The organism is Streptomyces sp. NPDC058525 (assembly GCF_042719495.1).
Lineage (GTDB): Bacteria > Actinomycetota > Actinomycetes > Streptomycetales > Streptomycetaceae > Streptomyces.
Genome location: NZ_JBHXNP010000202.1, coordinates 1 through 4,050 on the forward strand (window position 1 = coordinate 1; position 4,050 = coordinate 4,050).

Genomic DNA, 4,050 nt, shown 5'->3' on the forward strand with positions numbered 1-4,050 from the left:
GCGGTCTTCCTCCTCCCGGTCCAGATCAGCGTGCTCGGCGTGCCCAGCCCGGCCGTCACCCCGACGAACCTCCTCTTCAACGTGGTCGCCGGGCCGAGAGCCGAGGCGCTACCGCCGTACCGGCGCTCAGCGCGGCGGTCTGGCCCGGCGCCTGGTCCTTTGGACCCTGCCCGGAGTCTTCGTCGGTGCCGCGATCCGTGTCTTCGCCCTCCCGGGCCCCGGCGTGTTCCGGATCCTCGTCGCCGCCCTGCTCCGGCCGCTGAGGACCGGGCTGTGCTGGCGCACCCTGCGCCCCGCCCGTCACCGGCCGCATCACAACGTGGCCGAGCCGTCCCCGGCGGCGCTCGGCGGCCTCGCCCTCGGCGTCGGTGTCATCGGGGGTATCTACGGGATCGGCGGCGGCTCCCTCCTCGGCCCGGTCCTCGCCGCGCGCGGCATGCCCCTGGCGCGTATCGCGCCGGCGACGCTCGCCGCGACGTTCACCACCTCGGTCGCCGGTGCCGCCGCATACACGCTGCTGGCCATGATGGGTGAGGGCGCTGTCGCCCCCGACTGGTGGCTGGGTTTGGCCTGCGGCACCGGCGGTCTGATCGGCGGCTACCTCGGTGCCCGCCTCCAGCCCCGCCTCCCGAGACCCTCCTGCGCCTGCTGCTGGGCACCCTGGCCGCCTCCATCGGCGCCCTCTACGTCGTCCAGGGCCTGACCTGACCGGGGTGTTCTGCCTGCCCGGTCTAGGGTGGAGGGTCTGCACTACTACACGGTCAGCGAGGCCGCCGAGCTGTTCGGCGTAAGCGGTGACACGGCCCGCCGCTGGGCGGACGCGGGCCGGTTTCCCTCCGCAAGGCAGGGCAGTAGGCGCCTGATCCCGGGCCCGGCGCTGGCCGCGTTCTGTGTGAGGCTCGCGAAGGAGAACGCGGCGGAGTCGCAGGCGACGACCTCGGCCCGCAATGCCATGCCGGGCATCGTCACCCGGGTGACTCTCGGGGACGTTGCCGCGCAGGTCGAGATCCAGTCCGGCCCTCACCGTGTGGTGTCCCTGCTGACCGCGCCTGGCGCGGGCCCGCTCGCGGTGCTGGGAGAGGTCCCCGGGTGACCGAGCGGTTCCGCTCGGGGTCGGGCGGCTTGCGGATCACGCTTGGGTGGCCTGCCCGCCTGCGGGGCACTGCTTCGGAGAAGCCGGCGGGCGGAGCGGTTCGCCACGGGGTCCCGTACGCCGGGGCGGGCGGGGACTGCGTGTGCCGGCGGCACGACTGCGGCGGTGTCGTCCCGGTGGCCTGATGCGCCGAGCGCGGGGACGCGGTCGGCCCGGTACTGGACTGGCATGTCGGAGGTGGCATCCGCTGCGGGGCGCTGACCCCGAACAGGACGGCGGTCGCGCGCGGCTGAGCTTGCCGTTTGACGCCCGCCGTCGAACGGGATTCGAACTTGATCGGTGTTTCCCCGGTTCCGCCTCTTCTGTGATCATCGGGCCGGCCCGTCCTGGACCGTTGGCATCGCTGCCCGTCCGTCCCGTGCTCCGGCCTGGCTCCGCAGCAGTGGGGCCCGCGCGTGGGCTGGCTCGCAGGGGCTTTTGGGAGTGTGCATCGTCCGGTCCGGTCGTCCGATCGTGTGACACCGAAACCTATGTGCGTTGTGATGCTGGTCATACGCAAGTTTCCATCTACTCCTGATCGGAGGATCTCTCATGGAAGACACAGTCCTTGCCGCGAGCACCGCGAGCACCGCGAGCAGCGCCAGCACGGCCGGCTTCGCCCCGACCTGGCAGGCACTCCTTCTGGAGCTGCTGCCCGCGACGGAACACCGGAGGGGCCCGTTGGCGGACGGCAAGCGCTTCTGCTGGACCCCCTGCGCGGCCGTCGGGATGGCAAGGCCCCCGATCCGCGCAACCCGCTGAAAGCCTGAATCCCGATTGGCAGGCCGGGGCGGCGGGTGCGCTGAGCGGGGCGTTTCGCCGGCCCGGCCGCTGTGTCGGCTCAGGGGAACCTTCTGTCGGCGGTGAGTATGCCGATCGGCCCGGTCGATCGCCTCCTCAGCGGCGTTGCGTCCTGCGGAGACGTTAAACGCGTTTAACCTCGGCGCGAGATGAGTCGGGCGATCGACTCTGTGGGCCAGCAGAACCATGCGAGAAGAGGGCTGGTGACCACGAACCAGTGGACCAGTGGACACTAATTCGGCCCTGCTGCTCGTCCAGGGTCAGCGGGGCCTCATCCCGGTAGACGTAGCGGAGGTATCGGCGACGGACCGGAGCTCCGGCTATCAGCAGCACTGGTGAGGCGGCGAAGAGGGCCACCGGGACCAGGGCTCGCGGCGGTGAGCTTTGCGTTCTCCTCGTATCGCATGTGCTCAGTGTGCTGATGCTCGATGTCGCTTGTCAGCCTGTCCTGCGGGGTTTGGTGCCGACGTTGTGGCGTGCGGGTCGGGTGTAGGACTCGACGGTAGCGAGGACTCGTCCGACGTCGTAGCAAGTGGCGGGCTGCTTGTTCTCAGATCCGAGTGGTTGGTCGGGACCGGGCCGAGTGGGTTTCGGTGCACGGGCTGGCGTGCCTGTCTTCACGTGCAGGTTCCTGAACCCGTGCCGGACGCGGGCAGGTGTGAGTCTGTTCGGCTCCGCCGCCCGCTCCCAGGGCCGGCGGACACGCGCGGGTTTCAGCGGATCGCCCGCACTGACGTGTGAGAGCCGACACGGGAGCGTGAGCGCGCCGCCCGCGCGGACGAACTGGTGCGGATCCCGGCGGGCACGGCGCCGGCGGACTGCCCGCCCCACGAACTCCGGTCGGCGACCACGTTCTGGCGGGCGGCGGCCTGGTACAGATCGCCGATCTCCGCTACCGGCACGGCGCTACCCGCACGATGATCCCGCGCACCGGCCACAGCCGCGCCAGGGGCGGTGAGCGCGGCTGGCGTCCTGGTGCGGACCGTCCGGAGGACGGTGCGTGGGCCGGGCCGCCCGCACGATGGGGGTGGTCGCCCGACCGGGCCTCCCCCCCCCCGAAATCCCGAGGAGTCGGCCATCTCAGCCCTCGTGCTCACCCCGAACGGGGCGGCCGCCGCACAGCAGGTTCCGCTCGGCCTGGAACTCCTTGCCCAGGGCCGCCGGTCCGCCGGCGACAAGCGGCTTTGCTACAGCCCCAGCTGCGGCTGCGCCGCGCGGAACCACGCTGCGGCCCCGCGCCGGTCAGCCGCCTGAACGACCGCGCGCGCACGGGCCGTGCGGGCTTCCGGCCCGCACGGTGCGTGCGCTTGCGTGGTGTCCGGGACACCGGTCCGCCACCGGTGGGGATCCGGTACCTGTGGGTGGGGATCGGCGGCCCTCGCCGCAGCGGTCAGTCGGTGGCCGCGCCTTCGGTGGTGAGGAGGATCAGCCGGGCGCGTACGGCGTGGATGAAGCCGCCGAGGTCAACGAGCCGTGTTCCGCAAGACCGGCAGCAGTTCCTCGGACGCGGTGATCCCCCAGCTGCCGGAGCCAGTCGCACTGCGCCGGGGTACGGCGCTGTTCTTCCGCCCCGGCGGCCGGGGCGGCTTCGGCAGCGGCGGCGCGGGCCAGGGCCCCGCCGGTGGAGGCGAAGGCGGGGTGGTGTGCCGGAGCGCGGCGATGGCGTCGTGGACACCGGCTGCAAGTGGCGGTCGCTGTCCGCTAACTTCCCGCCCTGGCGCACGGTCTGAGGGTTCATGGCCCGCTGGGCCGCCGCCGGTGCGGTCAGGCCGGGCCGGTAGCGGCCGGCGCGGTGCCGTGACAGGGCGCAACACGGCCTTGGAAGTCCCGCTCCGGACGGAGCCGGACGCTGACAGGATGCTCCGGGTGCCGCCCGCCCGTACGGGGCCCGGCGCTGCTCAGGGACTTGCACTGAAGGAAGCCCGCCGCGCCTGGACGAGCTCACTGACCAGTAGCGCGCTGGCTCGAGGCAGCGGTTCATCGAGGGTCTGATGGAGGTCCTGACGCTTCGTTGGTGGGAAGCGCTGCAAGGACATGCCAGGGCCCGGTGCAGCCGCTGGAGGCGGCTGCACCCGGCCGGGGGTGTAGCGGACCCAACCAGTCTCTTATAAACAAAA

Annotated in this window: 2 protein-coding genes and 2 pseudogenes; all 4 read left to right on the forward strand. The window is 72.1% G+C overall.

Features of this window, described 5'->3' with window-relative positions; genetic code table 11:
- Window positions 1-708 (forward strand): annotated as a pseudogene (locus ACFWP3_RS41635) (TSUP family transporter); the annotation flags it as partial.
- A gap of 37 nt (window positions 709-745) precedes the next feature.
- The gene (locus ACFWP3_RS41640) at window positions 746-1,093 is read left to right on the forward strand and encodes a helix-turn-helix domain-containing protein (RefSeq protein WP_384232153.1); all 348 of its coding nucleotides are present in this window, start codon (window positions 746-748) and stop codon (window positions 1,091-1,093) included.
- Window positions 1,094-1,684: 591 nt separating this feature from the next.
- Window positions 1,685-1,894, forward strand: coding sequence for a hypothetical protein (locus ACFWP3_RS41645; protein ID WP_384232152.1), 210 nt, complete (start codon window positions 1,685-1,687; stop codon window positions 1,892-1,894).
- Between the two features lie 1,700 nt (window positions 1,895-3,594).
- A pseudogene (locus ACFWP3_RS41650) lies at window positions 3,595-3,660 on the forward strand (transposase); the annotation flags it as partial.
- Window positions 3,661-4,050: the final 390 nt, after the last annotated feature.